The sequence below is a fragment of the Porcincola intestinalis genome, from assembly GCF_009696445.1.
GTDB classification, from domain to species: Bacteria; Bacillota; Clostridia; order Lachnospirales; family Lachnospiraceae; genus Porcincola; species Porcincola intestinalis.
Genome location: NZ_VULZ01000008.1, coordinates 102,903 through 128,299 on the forward strand (window position 1 = coordinate 102,903; position 25,397 = coordinate 128,299).

The 25,397-nt window shown below is 57.0% G+C and carries 20 protein-coding genes; 17 read left to right on the top strand and 3 right to left on the bottom strand.

Annotated features, from left to right (window positions below):
- Positions 1–19 precede the first annotated feature (19 nt).
- The 3 genes from uvrA to FYJ35_RS08715 all read left to right on the top strand — a co-directional run bounded on the left by uvrA (position 20) and on the right by FYJ35_RS08715 (position 5,312).
- Positions 20–3,100: an excinuclease ABC subunit UvrA gene (gene uvrA, locus FYJ35_RS08705; RefSeq protein WP_154525594.1), complete on the top strand. Its 3,081-nt coding sequence runs from the start codon at positions 20–22 to the stop codon at positions 3,098–3,100.
- A 61-nt stretch (positions 3,101–3,161) separates the two neighbouring features.
- On the top strand, positions 3,162–4,142 hold the full coding sequence (locus FYJ35_RS08710) for a serine O-acetyltransferase (RefSeq protein ID WP_235906471.1): 981 nt from the start codon (positions 3,162–3,164) through the stop codon (positions 4,140–4,142).
- 48 nt (positions 4,143–4,190) lie between these two features.
- Complete coding sequence (locus FYJ35_RS08715) at positions 4,191–5,312, top strand: cobalt-precorrin 5A hydrolase (protein WP_154525596.1); 1,122 nt, start codon at positions 4,191–4,193, stop codon at positions 5,310–5,312.
- Here FYJ35_RS08715 and FYJ35_RS08720 read toward each other — a convergent pair.
- A complete protein-coding gene (locus FYJ35_RS08720) occupies positions 5,279–5,788 on the bottom strand; it encodes a tRNA (cytidine(34)-2'-O)-methyltransferase (RefSeq protein WP_154525598.1) in 510 nt (169 codons plus the stop codon). The two genes, FYJ35_RS08715 and FYJ35_RS08720, sit on opposite strands and share 34 nt — an antisense overlap.
- Before the next feature lie 330 nt (positions 5,789–6,118).
- Between FYJ35_RS08720 and FYJ35_RS08725 the strand changes: the two genes are divergently transcribed.
- The 12 genes from FYJ35_RS08725 to FYJ35_RS08780 all read left to right on the top strand — a co-directional run bounded on the left by FYJ35_RS08725 (position 6,119) and on the right by FYJ35_RS08780 (position 21,374).
- Positions 6,119–6,943 (top strand): nucleotide-binding protein, encoded by an 825-nt coding sequence (locus FYJ35_RS08725; protein WP_154525600.1) that lies wholly within the window; start codon positions 6,119–6,121, stop codon positions 6,941–6,943.
- A complete protein-coding gene (locus tag FYJ35_RS08730; RefSeq protein WP_154525602.1) occupies positions 6,931–8,316 on the top strand; it encodes a nitrogenase component 1 in 1,386 nt (461 codons plus the stop codon). The genes FYJ35_RS08725 and FYJ35_RS08730 overlap by 13 nt, the downstream gene beginning before the upstream one ends.
- 97 nt (positions 8,317–8,413) lie before the next feature.
- Positions 8,414–9,667, top strand: a complete 1,254-nt coding sequence (locus tag FYJ35_RS08735; protein ID WP_154525604.1) for a nitrogenase component 1 — start codon at positions 8,414–8,416, stop codon at positions 9,665–9,667.
- Between the two features lie 143 nt (positions 9,668–9,810).
- A complete protein-coding gene (gene hypF / locus FYJ35_RS08740; RefSeq protein WP_154525606.1) occupies positions 9,811–12,270 on the top strand; it encodes a carbamoyltransferase HypF in 2,460 nt (819 codons plus the stop codon).
- Positions 12,271–12,310: 40 nt separating this feature from the next.
- A complete protein-coding gene (locus FYJ35_RS08745) occupies positions 12,311–12,517 on the top strand; it encodes a HypC/HybG/HupF family hydrogenase formation chaperone (RefSeq protein WP_154525608.1) in 207 nt (68 codons plus the stop codon).
- Positions 12,486–13,598 (top strand): hydrogenase formation protein HypD, encoded by a 1,113-nt coding sequence (hypD, locus tag FYJ35_RS08750; protein ID WP_154525610.1) that lies wholly within the window; start codon positions 12,486–12,488, stop codon positions 13,596–13,598. Before FYJ35_RS08745 ends, hypD begins: the two co-directional genes overlap by 32 nt.
- 16 nt (positions 13,599–13,614) lie before the next feature.
- Entirely contained in the window at positions 13,615–14,634 is a 1,020-nt protein-coding gene (hypE, locus tag FYJ35_RS08755; RefSeq protein WP_408634781.1) for a hydrogenase expression/formation protein HypE, read from the top strand.
- Positions 14,635–14,793: 159 nt separating this feature from the next.
- On the top strand, positions 14,794–16,311 hold the full coding sequence (locus FYJ35_RS08760) for a nitrogenase component 1 (RefSeq protein WP_205839783.1): 1,518 nt from the start codon (positions 14,794–14,796) through the stop codon (positions 16,309–16,311).
- The gene (locus FYJ35_RS08765; protein ID WP_154525616.1) at positions 16,308–17,594 is read left to right on the top strand and encodes a nitrogenase component 1; all 1,287 of its coding nucleotides are present in this window, start codon (positions 16,308–16,310) and stop codon (positions 17,592–17,594) included. The genes FYJ35_RS08760 and FYJ35_RS08765 overlap by 4 nt, the downstream gene beginning before the upstream one ends.
- Before the next feature lie 74 nt (positions 17,595–17,668).
- A complete protein-coding gene (hydF, locus tag FYJ35_RS08770) occupies positions 17,669–18,970 on the top strand; it encodes a [FeFe] hydrogenase H-cluster maturation GTPase HydF (protein ID WP_154525618.1) in 1,302 nt (433 codons plus the stop codon).
- Between the two features lie 108 nt (positions 18,971–19,078).
- A complete protein-coding gene (gene hydE, locus FYJ35_RS08775; RefSeq protein WP_154525620.1) occupies positions 19,079–20,122 on the top strand; it encodes a [FeFe] hydrogenase H-cluster radical SAM maturase HydE in 1,044 nt (347 codons plus the stop codon).
- A 64-nt stretch (positions 20,123–20,186) separates the two neighbouring features.
- Positions 20,187–21,374 carry a DUF362 domain-containing protein gene (locus tag FYJ35_RS08780; protein ID WP_154525622.1) on the top strand — a complete coding sequence of 396 codons (1,188 nt, stop codon included), beginning with the start codon at positions 20,187–20,189 and terminating at the stop codon, positions 21,372–21,374.
- Positions 21,375–21,417: 43 nt separating this feature from the next.
- On the opposite strand, the gene FYJ35_RS08785 is transcribed toward FYJ35_RS08780, so the two are convergent.
- Both FYJ35_RS08785 and FYJ35_RS08790 read right to left on the bottom strand, forming a co-directional pair.
- Positions 21,418–22,605 carry a cation diffusion facilitator family transporter gene (locus FYJ35_RS08785; RefSeq protein ID WP_154525623.1) on the bottom strand — a complete coding sequence of 396 codons (1,188 nt, stop codon included), beginning with the start codon at positions 22,603–22,605 and terminating at the stop codon, positions 21,418–21,420.
- Between the two features lie 150 nt (positions 22,606–22,755).
- Positions 22,756–23,646 (bottom strand): selenium metabolism-associated LysR family transcriptional regulator, encoded by an 891-nt coding sequence (locus tag FYJ35_RS08790; RefSeq protein WP_154525625.1) that lies wholly within the window; start codon positions 23,644–23,646, stop codon positions 22,756–22,758.
- 197 nt (positions 23,647–23,843) lie between these two features.
- Between FYJ35_RS08790 and FYJ35_RS08795 the strand changes: the two genes are divergently transcribed.
- Both FYJ35_RS08795 and FYJ35_RS08800 read left to right on the top strand, forming a co-directional pair.
- Entirely contained in the window at positions 23,844–24,386 is a 543-nt protein-coding gene (locus FYJ35_RS08795) for a C-GCAxxG-C-C family (seleno)protein (protein ID WP_154525627.1), read from the top strand.
- Positions 24,386–25,318, top strand: coding sequence for a TDT family transporter (locus FYJ35_RS08800; protein WP_154525629.1), 933 nt, complete (start codon positions 24,386–24,388; stop codon positions 25,316–25,318). The genes FYJ35_RS08795 and FYJ35_RS08800 overlap by 1 nt, the downstream gene beginning before the upstream one ends.
- The last annotated feature ends 79 nt before the right edge of the window (positions 25,319–25,397 follow it).

Sequence of the window (25,397 nt, forward strand, 5' to 3'; positions counted from 1 at the left end):
TCAGTGAAGGAAGAGTTGAATGTGTGCATATGATCCAGCCCCGAAAAGGGACGTTAAAAAATATATCCGCATCCGCGGCGCGTCTGAGAACAATCTCAAGCATGTGGATGTCGACATTCCGAGAAATGAACTGGTGGTTCTGACAGGATTGTCGGGATCAGGAAAAAGCTCCCTGGCCTTTGACACCATCTACGCAGAAGGACAGCGGCGGTATATGGAGTCGCTCTCCAGCTATGCACGCCAGTTCCTCGGCCAGATGGAGAAGCCGAAGGTGGACAGCATCGAGGGCCTCCCGCCTGCAATCTCCATCGACCAGAAGTCCACAAACCACAATCCGCGCTCGACAGTCGGGACGGTGACGGAGATTTATGATTATTTTCGTCTGCTCTATGCCCGCTGCGGAACGGTGCACTGCCCCACATGCGGCAGGGAGATCAAAAAGCAGACCGTCGATCAGATGACGGACGCCATCATGAAGCTTCCGGAGAGAAGCCGGATCCAGCTGCTTGCACCGGTCGTGAGAGGCAGGAAGGGGGAGCATACCAAGCTTCTTGAACATGCAAGGCGCTCCGGCTATGTCCGTGTACGGATCGACGGGAACCTGTATGAACTCAGCGAGCAGGTGAAGCTGGACAAGAATGTCAAGCATAACATCGAGATCCTGGTTGACCGGCTGATTGTGAAGCCGGGAATCGAGAAGCGCCTGACAGAATCGCTGGAACAGGTTCTGGCGCTGGCAGACGGACTGGCCTATGTCGAGGTGCAGAGACCGAAGACGGAGAAGGACCTTCATCCGGACGAAATCGGCAGAGTTCAGAATCATGGAACCGGGATGGAGGATACAGCAGCCCATCCGGCATCAGAGGGGGACGTGCAGGCGCCTGTCAGGGCAGGTGCCCGCGCTGCCGGGGATATGTCCGAGGAAGCCCCGGATACGCATAAAGAGACGGAGATGCTCATTTTTTCGGAGAATTTCTCCTGCCCGTATGACGGAACCTCGATTGCAGAGATCGAGCCGAGATCCTTCTCCTTCAACAACCCCTATGGCGCATGCCCGGAGTGCACGGGACTGGGCTACAAGATGGAGTTTGACGAGAATTTGATGATCCCGGACAAGTCGCTGAGCATCGATCAGGGAGCCATTGTGGTGCCCGGATGGCAGTCATCGAAGGCGGAGGGATCCTTTACGCGGGCCCTTCTGGTCGCGCTTGCGGATGCCTATGGATTCAGATTGGACACACCATTCCGGGATTATCCGAAGAAGATCCATGATATCCTGATTTATGGGACAGGTGGACGTGAGGTCGCCGTCCATTATAAGGGGCAGAGAGGCGAGGGCGTCTACAATGTCGCGTTCGAGGGCCTGATCAGCAATGTGCAAAGACGTTACCGGGAGACCTTCGGGGAAGCCATGAAGGCGGAATACGAGACATTCATGCGTGTGACGCCCTGTCCCGCCTGCCATGGGCAGCGTCTGAAGAAGGAGGCACTTGCCGTCACGATCGGCGGGAAAAATATCTACGAGATGACGAACATGTCCGTGGCGGACCTGCTCGAGTATCTGAGCACGGCTGATCTGGGACTGTCGACGCAGATGATGCAGGTCGGCGACCAGATTCTGAAGGAGATCCGGGCACGCGTCCGGTTTCTGAACGATGTCGGCCTCGATTATCTGTCCCTGGGGAGGGGAACCGCAACCCTTTCCGGCGGAGAAGCGCAGCGGATCCGGCTTGCGACGCAGATCGGATCCGGGCTGGTCGGGGTGGCCTACATCCTGGACGAGCCGTCCATCGGTCTGCACCAGCGGGATAACGACAAGCTTCTGAAAACGCTGCTCCGCCTCCGGGATCTGGGCAACTCTGTTCTGGTTGTCGAGCATGACGAGGACACGATGCGCGCGGCAGACTTCATCGTCGATGTCGGACCGGGTGCGGGAGAGCACGGCGGACAGATTGTGGCAACCGGGACAGCGGAGGAGATCATGAAGTGCCCGCAGTCCATCACCGGCAAGTATCTCTCCGGTGAGCTGAGAATCCCGATTCCGAAGACCCGGAGGAAACCGGCCGGCTGGCTGACCGTACGGGGCGCTGAGGAACACAATTTGAAAAACATCGACGTGAAATTCCCGCTCGGGGTCTTCACCTGTGTGACAGGTGTGTCAGGCTCCGGGAAGAGCTCCCTGGTCAATGAGATCCTCTACAAGGATCTGGCGAACCGGCTCAACCGGGCTCGTCACATTCCGGGAAAGCACAAGGGAATCGAGGGCTATGAAGCCCTCGACAAGGTGATCAACATCGATCAGTCGCCGATCGGCAGGACGCCGCGCTCCAACCCGGCAACCTATACCGGTGTGTTCGATCAGATCCGGGATCTGTTTGCGGCGACGCAGGAGGCGAAGGCGAGAGGATACAAGAAGGGCAGATTTTCATTCAATGTCAAGGGCGGACGCTGCGAGGCCTGCGGCGGGGACGGCATCATCAAGATTGAGATGAACTTCCTGCCGGATGTCTATGTACCCTGCGAGGTCTGCCATGGTCAGCGGTACAACCGCGAGACGCTGGAGGTCCACTACAAGGGGAAGAACATCTATGAGGTGCTGAACATGACGGTGGAGGAGGCACTGAAGTTCTTTGACCATGTGCCGTCCATCCGCAACAAGATTCAGACCCTGTACGATGTCGGCCTGGGATATATCCGGCTGGGGCAGCCGTCGACCGAGCTTTCCGGCGGGGAGGCACAGCGTATCAAGCTGGCGACCGAGCTGGCGAGACGGTCCACCGGAAGGACGATCTACATTCTGGATGAGCCCACAACCGGGCTGCATTTTGCGGATGTGAGCAAGCTGGTGGAGATCCTGCAGCGGCTCACGGATGGCGGAAACACAGTCGTTGTCATCGAGCACAATCTGGATGTCATCAAGACGGCAGATTACCTGATCGACATGGGGCCGGAAGGCGGAGACGGCGGCGGAACCGTGATCGCACAGGGGACGCCGGAGGAAGTCGCAAAGGTGAAGCATTCGTACACCGGTTTCTATGTCGCGAAGATGCTCAGACAGGCGAAAGAACCGGCGCCGGAAAAGACACAGGAAAAGGCATGACAGCAGCGGCAGACTGCCGCATCAGTAAAACCGCCGCGGCGGGGCGAGCATGGAGAACGTTATGGAGAATACAGCAAAAGCAGTCGGGCTCTGCATGAAGGATGAGGCTGCGCAGGTTGTGCGGACCATTCTGGATGATTATCAGGGCGGACGTGCCATCGATAAGATCAGCAGCGCACAGGCGCCGAACCGGGATGTGGTCATCCGGATTCTGCATGAGCTCTTTCAGGTCATCTATCCGGGGTACTACAGGGATCCAAACAACAAGGGCCGTGTCTACAACGTGGAGGCGCAGATATCGACTGTTGTCGATGACGTTATCATCAATCTTGAGGAACAGGTTGAGATCGCGCTCCGGTATACCAATGAGTTTACGGGGCGCTCCGGAAAGGAGCTGAGGGCTGAGTCTCAGAAGATTGCCATCGAGTTCGTCCGCCGGATCCCAAAGATCAGGGAATATCTGGACACGGACCTTCAGGCGATTTTGGACGGCGACCCGGCCGCGTATTCCAAGAGCGAGATTATCCTCAGCTACCCGGGCATGTATGCCATCACGGTCTACCGCTGCGCGCATGAACTCTACAAGCTCCACGTTCCGATGATCCCGCGCATTCTCTCCGAGCATGCGCACAGCAAGACAGGCGTGGACATCCATCCCGGCGCGACAATCGGAAAGTATTTCATGATTGACCATGCGACAGGTGTCGTGGTCGGCGAGACAACGATCATCGGAGAGCACGCGAAGATCTATCAGGGCGTGACAATCGGGGCACTTTCAACCAGACTGGGTCAGAAGCTTCAGGGCAGGAAACGCCATCCGACGATCGAGGACAATGTCACAATCTATTCCGGGGCATCCATCCTTGGCGGGGAGACAATTATCGGGCACGATGCGGTCATCGGCGGCAACTGCTTCATCACCGCCTCGGTGCCGCCGTACACCAAGGTGAATGTCAAGAACCAGGAAATGGTGCTCAATCAGGGAAAGGGCGTTCCGGAGAAGGTGGAAGCCGAAGACTCAGGCTGGTTCTACGTCATCTGAACAGCCGGGCGATAAGCCTGACATGACAGGAGGGAGGCGCGTAAGCTCATGAGAATATCCTGCATCTGCTTTACGGAAAAGGGAGCACAAACCGCTCTGATGATTCGTCATGCACTGGATGATACATCTACAGATATCGATGTGTGGACGGAGAGAAAGTCGAAGACCGCGGACGAGGAGGTTCATGTTGTCAGCAAGAACATCCATGCGTGGATGGCGGATCATTTTCTGACAGACGATGCGATCATCTTTGTCGGGGCTGTCGGGATTGCGGTGAGGCTGATCGCCCCGCAGATTCAGTCGAAGACAACAGACCCGGCGATTGTTGTGGTCGATGAGGGGGGCAGGTGGGCGATCTCCCTGCTGTCCGGACACCTGGACAGGGCAAATGACCTTGCGCGGCGGACTGCCGCAGGAATCGGAGCGGAGGCGATTGTAACGACCGCAGCCGATTTGCATGCGGCGTTTGCAGTGGATGAATTTGCGAAGGAGAACAACTGCGTGGTCGGCAGCATGGAGCTGGCCAAGGAGGTCTCCTCTGCGGTGCTGGGCGGCCGGCCTGTCGGGTTTTATGCAGATCCGCTCCTTCCGATTGACGGCACATGCCCGGAGGAACTAACCTGCTATCCGCCGGGAACAGAACCCTATACAGAAGAAGGATGTGAGGACAGGCCGGTGCTTGGAATCACGATGTCCCTGAACAGTCAGGTGCCGTATTTTCAGAGCAATCTTTCGCTGGTGCCGAAGGCTGTGGTCCTCGGTGTGGGCTGCAGGAGAGGGGTGGATGCGGAGGAGATGGAGCGGTTTCTGTTCAATTTCCTGGATGTGGCGGGGGTCAGCATTGAAGCAATCTGCAAGGTGGCAAGCGTCGATCTGAAGGCGCAGGAACCGGCTATCCGGTATTTCTGTGAAAGGCAGACGCTTCCGCTTGAAACCTACACGGCATCCCAGCTGATCCGGGTGCCGGGGAAATTCAGCACATCGTCATTTGTCGAGAAGACAATCGGCGTGGACAATGCCTGTGAGCGGGCAGCGGTGCTCGGAGCAATGGACAGAGAGCTCCCTGGCAAGCTGATTGTGGAAAAGAAAGCGTACAACGGTATGACGGCGGCTCTGGCACTGGTGCCAAGGCTGTATCACTGGAAATCATCCGTTTTCCAGACCAGGTGATGGAGAGCGCCATGGAGTTCAAGGCCGCTGAAGTGATTCTGCCGCAGCGCTTCATACAGGACGATGGCGGCGGAGTTGCACAGGTTGAGGGAGCGCTCGCCTGCCATCATGGGGATACGGATGCAGTCTTCCTCGTGTGCGGTCAGAATTTCCTCCGGGATGCCGCGGCTTTCCGGCCCGAACATGATAAAATCATCCGGTCCGAAGGAAACATCCGTATAGATCTGGTGGGCCTTCGTGGTTGCCAGCCAGACACGGTGGCCGACGGCAGCGCGGCAGAATGCCGTATAGTCTTCATGGACAGTCGGATGGAGCCGCGGCCAGTAGTCGAGCCCTGCCCGCCGGATATACTTGTCGGTCAGCTGAAAACCGAGTGGTTTGATCAGATGAAGTCCTGCACCGGAAGCGACGCACGTCCTTCCGATATTGCCGGTGTTGTATGGAATTTCGGGTTCATAAAGCACAATGTTCAGCATATCTGATATCCTTCAGCAACTCATTTTTTCCCTCGTTTACGGTCATTCATTTTATCACGAATCGGGAAAGATGGAGAACAGCCGGCCTGTCTCCGTTTCCGGCCGTGTGGAACGCAAAACCTGATATTCGGTTGAAAAAGGACATCAGCTTCGGTAGAATAGGAGCATCAGCCGCCGGATGAAGGACCGATTCCGGCAGCCAATCCAGGTGCAGCCATCTTGACGGCTAAGAGTGTGAAACGTGTACAGCAGGCATTCTGAGCAGGAAAGAGTCCGGGACCGAAGGATGAACAGGACTCCTCTGCGCAGGATGCAGAGGAGTCTTTTATTATGATCAAACTGGCAATCTACGGCAAAGGCGGAATCGGAAAGTCGACGGTAACCTCGAATCTTTCTGCGGCCTTCGCCATGCGCGGGAAGAAGGTCATCCAGATCGGCTGTGATCCGAAGGCGGATTCCACAGGAAACCTGCTGGCCGGAAAATCGCTGATGCCGGTGATGAATTATCTCCGCGAGTATGATGAGGATCCGACATCGCTCGAGGAGATCACTGCAAGAGGATTCGGGAACGTTCTGTGCATCGAGACAGGCGGGCCGACGCCGGGGCTCGGGTGCGCAGGCCGGGGAATCATCTCCACATTCAATCTGCTGGATGATCTGAGGCTTCTTGAGAGGGAGAAGCCGGATGTGGTGCTCTTTGATGTCCTCGGGGATGTGGTGTGCGGCGGTTTTGCCGCTCCGATCCGGGAGGGCTATGCCGAGAAGGTTCTGATTGTCACGAGCGGTGAGAAGATGGCCCTGTATGCGGCCGGAAACATCAACAGCGCAGTGCTGAATTTTGAGGATCGGGGCTATGCTTCTGTCGAGGGAATCATTCTGAACCGGAGGAATGTCGAGTTGGAGCGCGAGAAGGTGGAGACATTCGCCCGCGAAAGGGGATTGCGTATAGTGGCGGACATCCCGCGGGACAGGGCATTCCAGACAGCGGAGGACCAGGGCAGGACGATTGTCGAGCTGGATCCGGATGGCACGATTGCATTGAAGTTCTTCGATCTGGCAGACCGGCTGCTGGCGGAAGAAGCCGGCGGAATGATGAGCGGGACGGATACACCTCACGGATTTGGAAAACTGGAGGACTGCGGATGCCCGATGTGAGACAGGAGACAGGCGGCTGCAAGACAGAAGACCTGTTTCAGAAAGGTACTGGCGCCGGCTGCGGCGCGGTGCATAAGCCGGGCGGCTGTACGGTTGAGGAGCTCAACAGACTGGGGCCGGAGGGGATACCTGAGGAGTATGTGACATCCTCCCATCTGGTGTACAACTCACCGGCGACGCTGGCCTATAACTCTCCCGGAGCGGAGGGATTCGGTGTCAAGCGGGCCGGGCTTGCGGTACCGGGCTCGATTATGCTGATTGTATCGCCGGGCTGCTGCGGCCGGAACACGGCGGAGATCACAAAGATCAAGGGATATGAGGAGCGCTTCTTCTATCTGGAGATCGGTGAGACCGATCTTGTGACCGGACGCCACCTGAAGGTGATCCCGCAGGCAGTGGCGGAGATTGTAGAAAGCTGCCGTGTTCAGCCTTCTCTGGTGATGATCTGCATCACCTGCGTGGATGCGCTTCTCGGGACAGACATGGAGCGGGTTGCCCGGAAGGCGGAGACGCTGGTTCAGATCCCGGTGCGTCCCTGTTATATGTATGCGCTGACAAGGGAGGGGAGGCGGCCGCCGATGGTGGCGGTCCGTCAGTCGCTCTATTCGCTTCTGCCCAGTCAGAAGCGCATCCGGTCAAGTGTGAATCTGCTCGGCTTTTTTGCCCCTGTCGATCCAGACTGTGAGCTGTTTGGGATGCTTCGGGGGATTGGCGTGAAAACGATCCGGCAGATCTCTACCTGTGAGAACATCGGGGAATTCTACCGGATGGGTGAGGCCAACTTCAATCTGGTGCTGAACCCGGAGGCGCAGGATGCCGCGGATGATCTGAGCAGGAGGCTTGGCATCCCATCGGTTGCCCTGACCCGGTTCTATGGAGCAGACCGGATCGCGCGGCAGTACCGGGCGCTCTCAGCCGCACTTGGGGTAAAATGGAGCTGCGGGGAGGGCCGCCAGGAGGCAGAGGAGGCGCTTGCCAGTCTGAAGAGGCGCTATCCGAAGCTGGTTTTTTCGATCGGGGAAGTTGTGAATGCAAATCCATTTGAACTGGCCCTGGCCCTTTCGGAGACAGGCTTCTGTGTCCGGGAGATTTTCGCCAACCCGGCTCCGGAATATGCCTGGTACATCGGCAGGCTGGCAGAGCGCTCGCCTCAGACGATGGTATATTCCAACATGGAACCGACCATGATCTACTACGACATCGCGGAGGGCGGAGAGCTGCCCTATGCCGTGGCGGTCGGAAAGGATGCGGGGTACTACCACCCGGATGCAGCATTTGTTCCCTGGAATACAGATGAGCAGCCCTTCGGGTACGCAGGCCTCCGCAGGCTTGCCGAGGCGATCCTCTCGTCCTGCGAGGAACGGTATGGCTGAGGCGCAGGCACCAGGCTGAAGGCGGCTTACACAGCGGCCAGCCGGTGCAGTGGGAAAATGACTTTACAAAGCACAGTGAAGAAGGGAGGACAAGTACATGAGGGGACTGCGGAAAGTCCTGACGCCCTTTGCACCCGACCAGTCAGGGGCGGAGTCTGTCCTCTATGAGCTTGGTGGGATCATTGTCATCCTGGATGCCGGCGGCTGTGCCGGGAATATCTGCGGGTTCGACGAACCCAGGTGGTCCAGCAGAAAATCAGCGGTCTTTTCAGCAGGGCTGAGGGATATGGATGCCGTGATGGGACGGGACAGGCTTCTTGTGAAGAAGATCTGCCGGTGTGCAGAGAAGATTGACGCCAGTTTTGTCGCGGTGATCGGCACGCCGGTTCCGGCTGTGATCGGAACAGATCTGAGCGCGGTCAAGCGAATGATCGAGGCACAGATCAGCCTGCCGGTCCTTACGATGGCAACGGATGGCATGCATTTGTACGACCGGGGCGTGCAGCTGGCGTACATGGCCCTTCTCAGAGAGCTGGACCGCCGGGGGATGCTTGAAGAACCAGGAAACTCGGACCAGAAACCTGACAGGGCGGCGGGACATGCGAACCAGAATCCGGACGGGGCAGCGAGAGACATGGAGCGGCCGCCTGACGGGGCGGCGGGACGCATGGAGTCGGCGGCGTTCCCGGATGGAAGAAGAACCAGGCGGGCAGGTGTCTTTGGCGTCACACCGCTTGATCTGCCGAATGGACAATGCGCGGAGCTGATCCGGCTGGCGCTTCAGGCAGAGGGCTATGACGAGGTGATTTTGTATGGAGACGGCGCGGCTCTGGAGGATTACAGGCGGGCCGGGGAAAATGACGTCAACATCGCCGCCTCACCGGACGGTTTGGAAGCCGTTCATTTTCTGAATCAGCGGTTTGGGACGCCGGTTGAGGTGCGTTTTCCGGGTGCGGTGCGCATGCTGGAAAGAGCAGAGCGTGAAAGGTCAGACCGTGAAAAAGCAGACTATAACAGACCAGACTGTGAAAGGCCAGAGAGACAAGGAAAGTCCTGCACGCTGATTGTCCAGAGCCAGATTCTGGGATGCTCCATCCGTGAGGCACTTATAAAGCAGGAGCCTGGACAGAGAATTGTGGTGGCAAGCTGGTTTGAAATGGACCAGGAGCTGATGCAGCCGGGGGATGTCCGCCTGCGGGAGGAAGATGACTTCACGCACCTGGTTCAGATGCTTAAGCCAGACAGGATGATCGCAGACCGTGTGATGGAGAGACTGATCCCGGCGTTTGAAGGGACATTTGTTCATCTGCCGCAGTTTGCCGTCTCCGGGAAGAGCGAGGCAGCCGTCTGAAGTTGATCCGCCGGCGCCGGCAGCCCGACCGCAGGGGGCGGACAAGAGGCCGGCGGCCGGGCTGAAACAGGCAGGGCTGAACAAAACAGACAGAGGCGGGAGAACCAAACTGCAGCAGGAAGGCTGGATGGACAGGCACAGGGATGGAGAAGACTGAGAGAAGACAGATCAGAGTATACGGAATCGTTCAGGGGGTTGGGTTTCGGCCTGCCGTCGACCGCCATGCTCATGCGCTTGGAATCCGGGGGACGGTGGCCAACCGGGGAAGCTTTGTGGAAATCAACGCGGAGGGTGTACCCTCTGTTCTCGATGAATTTGAGAAGCGTGTGAAGGAACAGCCGCCGGAGCGGGCGGTCATCCTGAAAATGGATGTGAAGCTGCTGGAACAAAGCTCTGCCGCCGGATTCGGGGACATAGCGGGACAGAGCCAGGAGTCGGATGGCTTCCGGATCGTCGAGAGTGAGAAAACCTCTGGGGAGATTTTCATATCGCCGGACATTGCCATCTGTGATACCTGCAAGGCGGAACTCTTTGACAAAAACAGCAGGCGGTATCTTCACCCTTTTATCAACTGCACGTGCTGCGGGCCGCGTTTCTCGCTTCTGGAGGCGCTTCCCTATGACCGGGAACGCACATCGATGAAAAAGTTTCCGATGTGCCCGCAGTGCCGCCGGGAATACTACGACCCGAAATCGCGTTTCTATGATGCACAGCCGGTCTGCTGCAACGACTGCGGACCGCAGGTGTATCTGATCGAGCGAGCGGGAGAGACTGACAGGAGGATTTCTGTCCGAGGCGCCGCAGCCATCAGCCGGGCACGGCAGATTCTGGTGCAGGGCGGAATCATTGCTGTGAAGGGAATTGGCGGCTTTCACCTGGCCTGCAATGCAGCGGACGAGGCCGCGGTGATGCGCCTCAGAAGGCTGAAGAGACGGCCGATGAAACCATTTGCCGTCATGGCGAGGGACGAGGCGGTCTGCAGGCGGGAGTGTGAAGTTTCTCCTGAGCAGCACCGGATTCTGACAGGTCATCAGAAACCGATTCTTCTGCTGCCGAAGAAGACAGGAGGCCGGATCTGCAGCGCCGTGGCACCGGATATCCCGACCATCGGCATGATGCTTCCGTATGCGCCGATTCAGCTTCTGCTCTTTACCTATGAGGACGTCTGGCAGGAGAGAATGCCGGATGTGCTCGTCATGACGAGCGGCAATGCATCCGGCGCGCCGATTGCCTCAAACGATGCGGAGGCACTGGACGAGATCGCAGGCTTCTGCGACGCCATCTTGTCCAACAACCGGGATATCCGGATCCGGACAGACGATTCGGTCATGGATTTTTATGACAAAGCGCCTTATATGATTCGCCGTTCAAGAGGATATGCGCCGCTCCCATTTCTGGTGAGCCGGCCGTATCAGGGACAGGTGCTCGGGATTGGCGGAGAGCTGAAGAACACGTTCTGTCTTGGAAAGGATCAGATTTTCTACCCGTCTGCCTATGTCGGAGATCTGGCGGACCTGCGGACGGTGAAGGCGCTTGAGGACGCGGTCAAAAAGACAGAGACGCTTCTGGAAATGAAGCCGCAGGTCATCGCGGCGGATCTTCACCCGAAGTATAACTCGACCCTGGTGGCGGAGAAGCTGGCGGAGGAGCGCGGAATTCCGCTTCTGCGCGTGCAGCATCACTATGCACATGTGCTCTCCTGCATGGCCGAAAATGACTATCTGGAGCCTGTCATCGGTGTTTCATTTGACGGAACCGGATTCGGGACGGATGGTACCATCTGGGGCGGCGAGTTCCTGCTGTCGGATATCGGACACTTTGAGCGGGGCGGTCACATCGCGCCGTTCTGGCAGATCGGCGGCGACATGGCGGCAAGGGAAGGCTGGCGGATTGCGGTATCCATGCTGCAACAGATCTTCGGCGCCGGGGCAGATGACATCATCCGGCGTCTCGGGCTGTGCGACGAAATGGCAGCAGGCGCCTTGAAGGTACTCTTTACCCGGAAAATCAACGCGGTACAGTCTACCAGTGCGGGCAGGCTGTTTGATGCCGTCAGCGCAATCCTGGGAATCCGGCGGGCATCCACATATGAGGGGGAGGCAGCCACGGCGCTGATGTACAGCGCCATGCGGGGGAGAGCGCATGCTGCCGGCAGCCTGGCTTCCCTGACAGAGCTTTGCCAGTCCGGGGACAGTTTGGCGCAAAACAGGCAGGCAGTAGAAGCGGGCGGACAGCCGCAGCCGGATGTCCTGCCGACTGATTCGCTCGTGCGGGCGTTTGTCCTGGCAAAGCTGGACGGAGCCGGAAGCGAAGAACTGGCATATGAATTCCACAGGGGGCTGGCACAGATGATTGTGCAGGAGACGGTTTCGCTCAGCGAAAGAACGGGCGTGAAGACGGCGGCTCTGACAGGGGGCGTTTTCCAGAACCGGCTCCTTCTGGAGCTTGTGGAGAAAGAACTTCAGGCAGAAAAGATTCAGGTGCTGCGCCACCATCTGGTTCCCCCGAATGACGGCGGCATTGCGCTGGGGCAGGCACTCTATGCGATGGCGGCGCTCGGACAGGAAAACGGAAGAAAGCCGCCTGCGGAGCAGCGATCATAACACATGCTGAAGAATAATACACAGGAAGGAAGAGAAAAAGATGTGTGTAGGGTTATCGGCAAAGGTTGTCAGTGTGAAGGATGACGTGGCGATTGTGGATGCCAGCGGCGCCAGACGCAAGGTCTCGGCGGCACTGCTTTCGGATCTGGAACCGGGCGACTTTGTGATGGTGCACGCGGGGACGGCGATCGCAAAGATTACGGATGATGACGAGGATGAAACGGGGGCACTGCTCGACTTGCTGTGAGGGTGCCGCGTCGTATGACAGGGAGGAAGCTGTGAACCAGACGATTGAGCGGGCAAAGGAAATCCTGACACGGTATGACGGACCACACTGCCGGATCATGGAGGTCTGCGGAACCCATACCCATGAGATTTTCCGGCAGGGAATCCGCCGGATTCTGCCCAGACAGATTGAACTGATATCCGGGCCGGGCTGCCCGGTCTGCGTGACGCCGGTGGGCTACATCGACGAGGCGATCTGGCTGGCGCTGGAGAAGGGTGCGACGGTCTGTACATTTGGCGACCTTGTCCGTGTCCCGGGGACAGAGGCCTCGCTTCAGACTGCGAGAGGAGAAGGCGCAGCCGTCAAGGTGGTCTACACCCCGCTCGATGCGGAGCGCTACGCGGCGGAGCACCCTGACGAGGAGGTCGTGTTTCTGTCGGTTGGTTTTGAGACGACTACGCCGTCCGCCTGTCTGGCGGTCCGGAAGGCACAGCAGGACGGGATCCGGAATTTTTCACTTCTGACGGCCAACAAGACAATGCCCGGTGCCTACGAGGCGATGAAGGACTCCACCGATCTGTTTCTGTATCCGGGACATGTCCATGCCATTACCGGAACCGGAATCTGTGAAAAGCTGGCAGAGGAAGGCGTGAGCGGCGTCTGTGCCGGGTTCACGGCGAGCGAACTGCTGACCGCGCTGGCAGTGGCGGTTACCCGTTATCAGGAAGGGAAACCATTCTTCGTGAACTGCTATCCGCGGGTCGTCCGGCCGGATGGAAGCCCGAAGGCACAGTCGCTTGTGGCAGCGATGATGGAACCATGTGATGAAGAGTGGCGGGGAATCGGCATCATTCCAGACTCCGGCATGAAACTGAAGGAGTCCTGCCAAATGTATGACGCAAGGACACGATTCCAGGTCCCGGAGATGGCGGGCCGTGCGAACCCGGCCTGCCGGTGCGGGCAGGTGCTGAAGGGGGAGCTTCTGCCGACCCAGTGCAGGGTGTTCGGGAAGGCCTGTACGCCGGAGCATCCGGTCGGAGCCTGCATGGTGTCATCGGAAGGCGCCTGCTCCGCCTGGTATCTGTACGGGCAGAATCTGTGAGAAACCGAATCCTCGGATGAAGGGAGCAAGTATGACAGATACGATTACAATGGCGCACGGTGCCGGTGGAAAACAGACATCGGAGCTGATCCACGGTATCTTTGAAAAGCACCTGGGCAATGAATATTTCACGGCGGACGATGCGGCTGTGCTGCCGCCTGTGTGCGGCCGACTGGCAATGACAACGGACGGTTTCATCGTATCACCGCAGTTTTTTCCCGGTGGCAACATCGGAAAGCTCAGCATCTGCGGGACGGTCAACGATCTCTCCTGCATGGGGGCGCGTCCGCTGTATATGACCTGTGCCTTTGTCATTGAGGAAGGATTTCGGATTGACGAGCTGGACCAGATCGCGGCAGCAATGGCAAAGACAGCCGATGAGGCAGGCGTCCGACTGGTGGCGGGGGACACGAAGGTCGCCGGAAAGGGACAGTGCGGCGGCGTCTTCATCACGACGACTGGCATCGGGGAGATCATGGAGAGCGTCCGGATGTCCGGCGCCTGCGCCAGACCAGGGGATGCCGTGATTGTGACAGGGGATATCGGCCGCCATGGGACAGCGATCCTGCTGGCGCGGGATGATTACGGCATAGAGGCAGAGGTGACAAGCGACTGTGCTCCGCTCTGGAAACCGGTCGAGGCTGTTTTGTCATCTGGTCTCAGACCGCATGTCATTCGTGATGCGACCAGAGGCGGTGTCGGGACTGTGCTCTACGAGATCGCGGCAGAGTCGGGTGTCGGTATCCGGCTGGAGACCGAGAAGATCCCGGTTCAGCCGGCTGTCCGGGGTGTGACAGGCATGCTGGGGCTGGAGCCGCTCTACCTTGCCTGTGAGGGGCGGCTTGTGATTGTCTGCCCACAGGAAGAGACTGGAAGATTGCTGGAAATTCTTCACGGCCAGACCTGCACCGAGGGCGCTGCTGTGATCGGCTGTATCACGGCGGAGAACAAAGGACGGGTCGTCATGACGACCCAGATCGGGGCACAGACCTTGCTGCCCGAGCCGGGAAATGAGCTTCTCCCTCGGATCTGCTGAATGGCGGGTTATTGAAGGCGAGATGATGGAGAGTTTCTCCGGTATCCTTGACTTCGAACCTGACAGAAATGGCGGGGTATTGAAGGCATGATGATGGGGAGAGCAGAGCCCCGGGACAGACGAACCGTAAAGCAGAAGGAAGCAGGAAGGAGGGACAGGATGCTGACCAGAATCGGACCGCAGGAAGAGCAGGTATGCTGCCAAAAGTCAGGCTGCGGAAATCCGGAGCGTCCGGCTCACTGCACATCTGAGGCACTGGTGCGGATCGGCGATGCCTGCTTCCCGAGACCGTTCCCATGGAGGCTGGAATACAACTGCCCGGTTCATGAGAACTGGAACATTGTCCACACCGGCATGCTGCTCCCCCAGACGCGTCAGATCTATGTCTGCTCGCAGAACTGTCTGAGGGGCGTCATCATGACAGCCGGGGAGATGGGCTGTGCGGGCCGCATTTCCTCGGTGATGCCGACAGAGCGGGAAGTCGTCGGCGGAAGGCTTGAGAAAGTCACGATTGAGGGGACAAGCGATCTGATAGACCGCCTGCAGGAGCGGCCAAGAGCAGTGGAACTGTTTCTGGTCTGTATGCATCATCTGTGCGGAGCCGATGAACGGTACATTCTGAAGGAGCTTCGAAGAAGGTTTCCGGATATTGACTTCATGGGCTGCTGGATGGATCCGATCATGCAGAAGGTGTCACTGACGCCGGAGCAGAAACAGAGAAAAAGCATGATGGCGGTGATTCCGAAGAGGCCGGTGAACCGCCGGTCTGTCAGTGTTTTCGGGGACAACCTTCGCCTTCCGCAGACATCCGATCTCACCAGGGTGCTGGGAAGGCTAGGCATCCATGTGCGGCAGGTCATGGACTGCAGAGACTATGATGCCTACCTGGATATGGGGGACAGCTTTCTCTATCTCACCCGCTCGCCGTTGTCTGTCTACGGCCTTCAGGCGCTTGCCGAAAAAAACGAACGTCCGTATCTCTACATTCCTCCTGTGGCACTGGATGGCCAGATAAAGGAAGCCCTCCAGAGTCTGCTGACGGCAGCCGGACAGTCAGGCGAGACGATGGATGAGAAGCTTTTTGCATTTCTGGAACAGGAGAAGGCGTCCGCCAGACAGGCCTTCGCCCAGGCCAGGGCTGTGATCGGAAATACGGAGGTGTGGCTGGACTATCTTGCATGTCCGCGTCCGCTGAGCATAGCGAGGCGGCTGCTGGAGGAGGGGTTCCGGGTGACAAGAGTCTGCCTCGACAGCATCAGCCCGGAGGAACAGGAGGATTTTGACTGGCTGAAAGCGCAGGCGCCCGACCTTCTGCTGCAGTCAACCAGCCAGGTCGAGGCCAGGCAGAGAGCGCGCATTGCGCCAGGCATGCTGCAGGGGAAACCGGAAGAGTGCCGTATTCTGGCGATCGGACCCAAGGCGGCATTCTTTGCTGCTACGCCCTTCTTTGTGAACTGGATTGAATATGACGGGAACTGGGGCTACGATGGCCTGAGAAAACTTGCATCGGCAATGATCGATGCATTTCAAAGACCGAAGGACCTGCGCGATACGGTTCAGCGGAAGGGGCTCGGCCTGCCGTCGCTCCCGGGAAGGGAGGAGGACAGAGACCATGCCTGTGAGCCTTCTTCCACGGACATAACTGCTTTCGGCAAAGGGAGGGGAGGAGTCCGATGAAAGAAGCGTACAGAATCCTGCCGGTCTGCGCCGGGGATGTTTCAGGAATCGCCTCCGCCCTCTATGAGCTGGGCGGGATGGTTGTGATTCATGACCCCTCCGGCTGCAACTCAACCTACAATACACATGATGAGATCCGCTGGTACGATCAGGAAAGCTACATCTTCATATCCGGTCTCAATATGCGGGATGCCATCCTTGGAAATGACCGGAAGTTCATCGAAGATATCGTGGAGGCGGCTGAAGAGCTGGATCCGGAGCCCTGTTTTATTGCGATCTGCAACTCTCCGGTTCCTTATCTGAACGGGACCGATTTTCAGGGAATCTGCCGGATTGTAGAGGAACGGAGCGGAATCAAAACGTTCTATGTGCCCGGAAACGGGATGCACGACTATGTCAGAGGGGCGGGGCGCGCCTTTCTGGAATACGCGCGCCGGATGCTGCCAGCACCCGGTCAGGGAACTGGCAGCAGCGCAGAGCCGTCAGTCAGACAGAAAGTCGTCCGGAATATAGACCGTCAGGGTTTGGGAAGGGATTCCGAACAGCCCCGCAGACTAAGGGTGTGTGTGCTTGGGGCAACACCTCTGACATACGGGAACCGAAGGTCAATTCCACACCTGAGGCGCATCCTGGAAATGGACGGGTTCGATGTGACGGCGGTCTGGGCGATGGGCAGTACGCCGCAGGAAATTTACAGATCGACAGATGCAGATGTAAATCTGGTTATCTCTGACACGGGCATCCTGGCTGCAAGGTATTTGAAGGAAACGTATGGGATCCCGTTCGTTGCGGGGGCGCCTGTCACGCGGAAACTGTGGGCAGAGCTGGCGAAAAAGCTGATGGAAGCGGCAGAGCAGCCCCTCCAGCGTCAGCAGGATGAAACCGCCTTCCTTAAGCGGTTAGATGCGGCAGGGAGGCAATATAACAGAAGATCTGTCTTCATCTTGATCGGAGAGGCCGTTCTGTCTGCTTCGCTGGCCGCATCTGCGGGGGAATCAGCGATCATCCTGTGTCCATTTCCGGACAGCAGGCCGCTGCTTGGACCCGAAGACCGGTTCTTTGATGGCGAAGAAGAGCTGACCGAATGCATCAGCGATGTCCGGCGGAATCATCCGGATACTGAGATTGGCATCTGGGCAGATCCTATGTACAAATCCGTTCTATCGGCAGACTTGGTATTCCATCCCCTTCCGGCACTGGCATGTTCAGGGCGCCTGTACAGGACAGAGTTTCCGGATTATTTTGACTGGGCCGAAGAGGATGGCATGCAGGATAACCTGTGAAGGATACATGGGAACAGACAATAAACAGACAATATTTGAAATGCCGGTGCATACGGAAATGGGAGGAAAGGACCATGGGCATGATGAGCGAGGCGCCATCTTCAGAGCGGGTGCAGATCGGATTCTTCGGCATCCGGAACGCGGGAAAATCCAGTGTGGTGAATGCGGTGACCGGGCAGAATCTGTCTGTGATCTCCGACACGCCGGGGACGACTACGGATCCGGTCCGCAAGGCGATGGAAATCTCCCCCATCGGGCCGGTGATGGTTATCGATACGCCAGGCTTTGATGATGAAGGGGAGCTTGGGACATTGCGTGTCGTGAAGACAAAGGAAACGCTGAGACGGGTGGACGTTGCGGTCCTGGTGGTGGACGGAACACTCGGGATGAGGCCGAAGGACAGGGAGCTTCTGGATATTTTTGAGAAGCTGCGCATTCCATACATTGTCGCCCTGAACAAGACTGACCTGATGCTGCAGGTGCCGGGAGCGCAGGCGGGGATGGCCGGCGCGGTCTGTCAGAGCCGGGCATCATCGGGAACAGCAGAAGACCTGAAGCAGTCAGGCAGCGAGGCGGGACAGCGGACTGTACCTCACGCGGAGCTTGCAGTCAGCGCGAAAACGGGATGGCATATCCGGGAGCTGAAGGATCTGATCGGAAGGCTGGGGAAGGCTAAGATCAGCTCGCTCGGACTCCTTGACGGCCTGATTGAGCCGGGCGATCTGTTTGTGCTGGTCATCCCGCAGGATGCCTCCGCACCGAAGGGACGGCTGATTCTGCCGGAGCAGATGATGATTCATGAGATTCTGGATCATGCCAGCATGGCGCTCTGCTGTCAGCCGCCGCAGCTTCGGCAGACGCTTGCCTTTCTTGCGCAGTCCGGGAAGAAGATCCGGATGGTGATCACTGATTCGCAGGCTTTCTCTGAGGTGTCAAAGGCTGTGCCGGAGGAGATCCCGCTTGCATCCTTCTCCATTCTGATGGCACGCTACAAGGGTGTCCTGGAGGAAGCGGCCAGAGGCGTGAAGGCAGTAGACATGCTTCAGAATGGCGACAAGGTTCTGATGTCGGAAGGCTGCACACATCACAGGCAGTGCCAGGACATCGGTACCGTGAAGATTCCGGCCTGGCTGCGGGCATACACGAAAAAGAACATTTCCATCGAGACATCCAGCGGCTTCGGCTTTCCGGAGGATCTGAGCCCGTACCGCATGGTGATCCACTGCGGCGGCTGTATGCTGAATGAGAGGGAAGTACAGAGCAGAATGAGACAGGCCAAAGAGCAGGGTGTTCCATTTACAAACTATGGTATCACGATCGCGTACATGAACGGCATCCTTCAGCGAAGCGCGAAGGCGATCGGCCTTGCACTCTGAGGATGTATGAAAGCCAGGTGCGAGGACAGTTGCCCTGCACTCGGGTGCATGAATGCCAGGTGCGAAGGCGTCCAGGCTTGCACGCGGAATGACAGATTGGATATATGGATGACAAACGGAGATCGAATTGAACGGTTATATCGGACGGGTGACCTTCCGGACGAAGAGCTGAGCGCACTTCTCGTCAGTCTGGATCAGAAGGAGTTTGAGCACCTGTGTGAAAGAGCCTGTGAGGTGCGCGAGAAGGTTTATGGAAAGGAAGTCTACCTCAGAGGGCTGATCGAATTTTCTAACTACTGCAGAAATGACTGCTACTACTGCGGGATCAGGAAGAGCAACCGGCTGGCTGACCGGTACCGTTTGGCTGAGGATGAGATCGTCGCCTGCAGTGATGCAGGATATGAACTCGGTTTTCGAACATTTGTCCTGCAGAGCGGGGAGGATCTTTCCTATACGACAGCGGACATCTGCCGCATCGTCAGCAGGATCCGGAGCCGGCATCCGGACTGCGCGGTCACGCTTTCCATCGGGGAGAAGAGCCGCAGCGAGTATCAGGCCTATTACGATGCCGGAGCAGAGCGGTATCTGCTCCGGCAGGAAACATCCAATCCGGTGCATTATAGAAAACTTCATCCGCCGGGGCTTTCCATCGAGAATCGCAAGCGCTGCCTGTATGACCTTCGGGAGATCGGCTATCAGGTTGGGTGCGGGATCATGGTCGGGACACCGGGGCAGACGCCGGAATATATCATCGAGGATCTTCGATTCATGCAGAAGCTGGATCCTCAGATGATCGGAATCGGTCCCTTTATCCACCACAAGGACACACCGTTTCGGAATCAGCCGGATGGAACGCTTCAGGATACCCTTCACCTGCTGGCAATCCTGCGGCTGATGTTTCCGCATATTCTGCTGCCGGCGACGACTGCGCTTGGGACCATCCATCCACTTGGCCGGGAGATGGGAATCAGGGCGGGCGCCAATGTCGTAATGCCGAATCTATCGCCGCGCGGTGTTCGGAAAAAGTACCTGCTCTATGACGGGAAGATTTGTACCGGTGACGAAGCGGCAGAGTGCAGAGCCTGCATGGAGCGACGGATTGCCGCCACCGGATACAAGGTGGTCGTCAGCCGCGGAGACTACAGAGCCTGACAGAGTAACCGGTCTGCAGGCCGGGTTACTCAACAAATCTCAATAATAGGAGCATGCAATTTCTGTGAGCAATGATGAGACGATAGAGAGAAGACAGGCTGCCGCGCGACGGTCTGATGTGGTTGTGCTGACGGCGTGTCCGGACTACAGTGAGGAACATGCAAGGGCTGCCGTGTGCAGCGCGCTGGAAAAATGGCCGGGCCTTTCAGGGATCGGGCCGGGCGTACGGGTTGCGGTGAAGGTCAACCTGGTAACGGGCGCATCACCGAAGAAAGCTGTGACGACGCACCCGCAGCTGGTGACGGAGCTGTGCCGGCAGCTGACCATGCGCGGCGCTGAGGTGACGGTAGGAGACAGTCCGGGCGGCCTGTTTACAAGGGAAGCCCTCAGGCGGGCGTACCGCGAATCGGGCATGGAACAGATTGAGCAGACTGGCGCAAAACTGAATGATGATATAGAGACGGAGAATGTGACATATCCGGGGGCAGCGGCCGCGCATGTCTTCAGCTGTACATCCTGGCTGAGAAAGGCGGATGTGATCATCAACTTTGCAAAGCTGAAATCACACGGGATGATGCGTCTGACAGCGTCGGTCAAGAACCTGTTCGGAGCTGTCCCGGGGACGACGAAGCCGGAGTACCATATGCGGTTTCCAAACGAGACAGCCTTCGCCAACATGCTGATTGATCTGAACGAGGCACTCCAACCGGCACTGAATCTTGTCGATGCAGTCGTCTGCATGGAGGGAAATGGACCGACAGCCGGATCACCCCGCCCGCTGGGCCTGGTTCTTTCATCGGAAAATCCTTACAACCTGGACATGATCTGTGCAGAGCTGACTGGCATGCGTCCTGAGGATGTACCGACAATTCGCTGTGCAGCCAGCCGCGGACTTGGGCCATCCGGGCTTCAGGAGGTTGAGATTTCAGGAGAGCGGCCGAAACAGTGGAAGCTCACCGATTTCCGGCAGGCAGACGGCGTCCGGGTTACATTTACAGGGAATGGCGTGCTTGGCCGCCTGCAGGAGGCCATTTTCAGAAGTGCAATGCAGCAGATGCCCAAGGTACATCCGTCCGAGTGCATCGGCTGCAGGAAATGTTTCAACGTCTGTCCGGCCATGGCAATCACGATGGTGAAAGGAAAGCCAAAGATTGACAGAAAACGATGCATTCGCTGTTTCTGCTGCCAGGAATTCTGCCCAAGGGGCGCGATGAAAGTGCACCGCACGCTGCTGGCAAGGCTTCTTCAGTAAGCGGCGGGGATATTGGATGCGGAGCCAGAAGCGCTGAGGAAGGTCAGCGCTTCGCCATCGTAACGGTGTAATCGGTATCCACATGGATCACCACTTCATACTGCGTGCCGATCCGGCGATGAACCTCGTCCTCAATTCGCTTCTGCAGCTCGTCGTCTGTCAGCTTGAATCCAAACGGAATGACGACGTCAAAGATCAGCTTCGGGCGTTTTTTCCCGGGAACGACCCGGAAGTCGTGCATGGTCAGATACGGCGCGATGCTCTGCAGAATCTGGTAGAGCTCATCCCGCAGTGCAACGATGTGCGGGTCGTCTGTGATAATCGGATCCATATGGATTGTCACCAGGCAGTGAAGCTTCGATTCCAGGTCTTCCTCGGCTTTATCGATGATCTCGTGAAGTTCCACAATGTTTCCGCTTGCCGGGACCTCGGCATGGAGGGAGACGATCCGCTTCCCGGGTCCGTAATCATTGACAATCAGATCGTGGATGCCTGTAATCTGGTCGCTCTCGTTCGCCATGATATCCCGAATCTCCTGTACAAATGCCGGATCCGGTGCCTGCCCGAGAAGCGGGTTAAGGGTATCCCTGGCGGACCCGATGCCCTGGTAGGCAATGAAGCAGGCAACCAGCAGACCGCAGATGCCGTCCAGCAGGGTCAGTCCGGTCAGATGGATGGCAATGGAAGCGATAAGGACAACGGAAGTCGAAACACAGTCGTTGGTACTGTCTTTGGCGACGGCTTCAAGAGCGACCGAATGAATGCGCTTTCCTGTTGCTTTGTTATAGAATGCCATATAGCACTTTACAAAGATGGAACCGATCAGGATCACAAAGACCAGCCAGGAGAAAGAGATTTCCTCAGGGTGAATCATCTTTGCAATCGAATCACGGGCAAGCTCGAACGCCATGACAATCATCATGCACGAAACGACGAAGCCTGAGACATACTCGGCTCGTCCATGGCCGAACGGGTGCCCGGGATCCGCCTGCCTTTTCGAGATCGAAAAGCCTGCCAGTGTGATGATGGAGGAGGCAGCATCGGAAAGGTTGTTCAAGGCGTCCGCCACGATTGCAAGAGAACCGCTGAAAAGACCAGCCAGTCCTTTTCCGGCAAACAGAAGCAGGTTCAGTATGATACCAACCGTCCCGCAGAGCATTCCCCAGGCATTGCGCTGTTCATCTTCACTCATGCCGCTCTTGATGAAGAAGCGAGAAAACAAGCGTACCATAATGTCAAAATCCCCTTTCAAAGCAGAACCGAAATAGCCCTATTTTCGGGACATCGTACGTCTCAACAGCGGGATTAGTCAACTGCAATCGTACAAAGAATCCCGGGAAATCAGGATGTGAGCGCAGCCGGTTCTGCCTGTATGGAATGCTTATCGGGGCACGTTTTTCTCCAGGTAACCGATGAAGTTCCGTTCTGAATCAGTCAGGCTCCGCCTCTTCTGCCAGACAATGTAAAAGTGACGGCTGATGTCTTCATGCATCTGATAGACGAGAACCTGTCCGCTTCCGGCCAGATCCCGGACAGAACAGGCAGACATCATTGAGATACCCATTCCGGAGACGATCATCTTGCGGATCGCCTCCAGATCGTTGGCACAGGCAGCGACATGCAGATCCTCCTTGTGAATATGGTGACGTTCCAGAAAACGATCAAAGTTTTTCTGTGTTCCGGAGCCGGATTCACGGAGAATGACAGGTTCCTGGAAAAGCTGCTGCAGGGAGGGCGTGTGGTGCTTCAGCGTCATATAATGCTCATTCACAGGGGTTACAATCAGCAGCTGATCCCGGCAGATCTCCCGGATGGTGAGCGCAGAATTATCAGGGACTTCGCCTACGACCGAAAAATCGACTGTTCCATCGAGAACCTGGCTGACCGCGGTATGAGAATCAGATTGCAGGACACGGAAGAAACAGCCGGCATTTTCACTGCGGTACCCAGACAGAATTGGCGGAAGCAGGTAGGAGGAAGGGATTGTAGATGCGCCGAGCGTGATCATCTGTCCCATAGAGTCTGAGAGCCTCTCCAGAGCAGTCTGTTCCAGCTCCAGCATGCGGAGGGCGTAGCTGTAAAAAAGCTCCCCCTTCTCGGTCAGAGTTACCCGCTTTGTTGTCCTTTCCAGCAGATCCACGCCAAGCTCTCTTTCCAAAGCCCTGATCTGGGTGCTGACCGCCGGCTGAGACAAATGAACGCGGTTTGCCGCTTCAGTGAACTGCCGCAGCCGCGCAACCTCCACAAAACTTCGAAGCTGTTTCATGTCCATCGTGCCTGTCCTCCTGTCCGGGTATTCTGTCTGAATAAAAATCTGAACGAATCGTCAATTAATAAAGAATAATTATAAATATTATAATAAAAATTTATTATTTGATAAATACCTTCCAAATATTTTGATACAATGAAATAAAATCAGATGACTGAACAAGTAAAACAAAGCAATCAATCTAAGGGAGGGATTTTCAGATGGTGGAGTATCAAGCAGTAAAAGTCAGTCCGAAGGCCGTACAGAAGCATGCAGAGGATTTGTACAGAGGCGGGTATTTCTGCTGCGAGGCTGTAATGGCCGCAATCCGCAGTGATTTTGAGGTGAATGTTCCGGAGGAGGTTATCGCGATGGCATCCGGGATGGCAGTCGGTGCAGGGCGCTCAGGCTGTATGTGCGGTGCGCTGAATGGCGGCATTTTGGCGCTCGGCATGTTCTTCGGACGGACGGAGCAGAACGGGCCGAAGGATCCGAAGGTCAACCACTGTATGGCACTGACGCATGAGTTGCACGACTGGTTCCGTGAGGCAACTGCGAAGCATGCCGTGTGCTGCAGGGTTCTGACGAGAGGATTCGACATGGGCTGCGGTGAACACAAGGAGCAGTGCATCGCGTTCACTGGGTTGTGCGCAGGAAAGGTCGCAGAGATACTGTGCCGGGAACTTGGCGTCGAGGACACAGATGACGAGCCGGTCAAAGGGCTCGACAAGCCGTACCTGCCTCCGAAGAAGGAGGAAGAGTGATGAAAAAGTGGTGTCAGAGAATTCCGCTACCTCTCTCGGGCGTGATGCTGGGGATGGCTGCTCTTGGAAATCTGCTGCAGAGCAACTCGGAAGTGCTTCGCACAATCTGTGGCTGGCTGGCGTTCGGCATGCTGGTGCTGCTTCTCCTAAGGCTGGTCTTCTGTCCTGATCAGATGAAGGCAGACATGAAGAATCCTGTTCTTGCCGGAATCAGCGGGACCTTTCCAATGGGACTGATGCTGCTGTCGGTCTACGCAAAGCCTTTTATCGGGAAGGCCGCTTTTATAATCTGGACGCTTGCCATCGCCCTGCATATTGCGCTGATCATCTATTTTACGGTCACCTTCATCTTTCATCTGAAGCTGAAGGATGTATTTACTGTGTACTATATTGTCTATGTCGGAATTGTCGTTGCGTCTGTTACAGCACCGGCTTACAATGCCGCTGCATTCGGAAATGGAGCATTCTGGTTCGGATTCATCTGCTTCCTGTTTCTGTTTGTTCTGGTAACCGTGCGGTACATCCGCATTCCGGTTCCGGAGCCGGCCCGTTCTCTGGCGGTGATCTATGCCGCACCGCTCAGCCTCTGTGTGGCCGGATATGTCCAGAGCGGGACGCCGAAGTCCTATCCGTTTCTGATGGCAATGGCAGTTGGTGCCAATCTGATCTATCTGGCAGCACTGGTTCAGGCAGTTCGGTGTCTGAAGCTTCCGTTTTATCCAAGCTGCGCAGCCTTCACGTTCCCGCTGGTCATTACAGCCATTGCGACGAAGCAGACGATGATGTGCGCGGCAAAGATGGGACATCCACTGCCCGTGCTTCGGCCGATCGTTGTGGCGGAGACTGTCATCGCAGCCGCGTTTGTCGTGTATGTGTTTTGCCGCTATATGGCGGTGATCTTCCGGCCACTTTCCAAATCTGAGAAATCCTGAATGGCCCTGAAAGATCTGCCAGTGATTCTGCAAAGCCGGCAGTCAGACTGAGGGGTCAAAGCACGAGCAGGCGGTATGC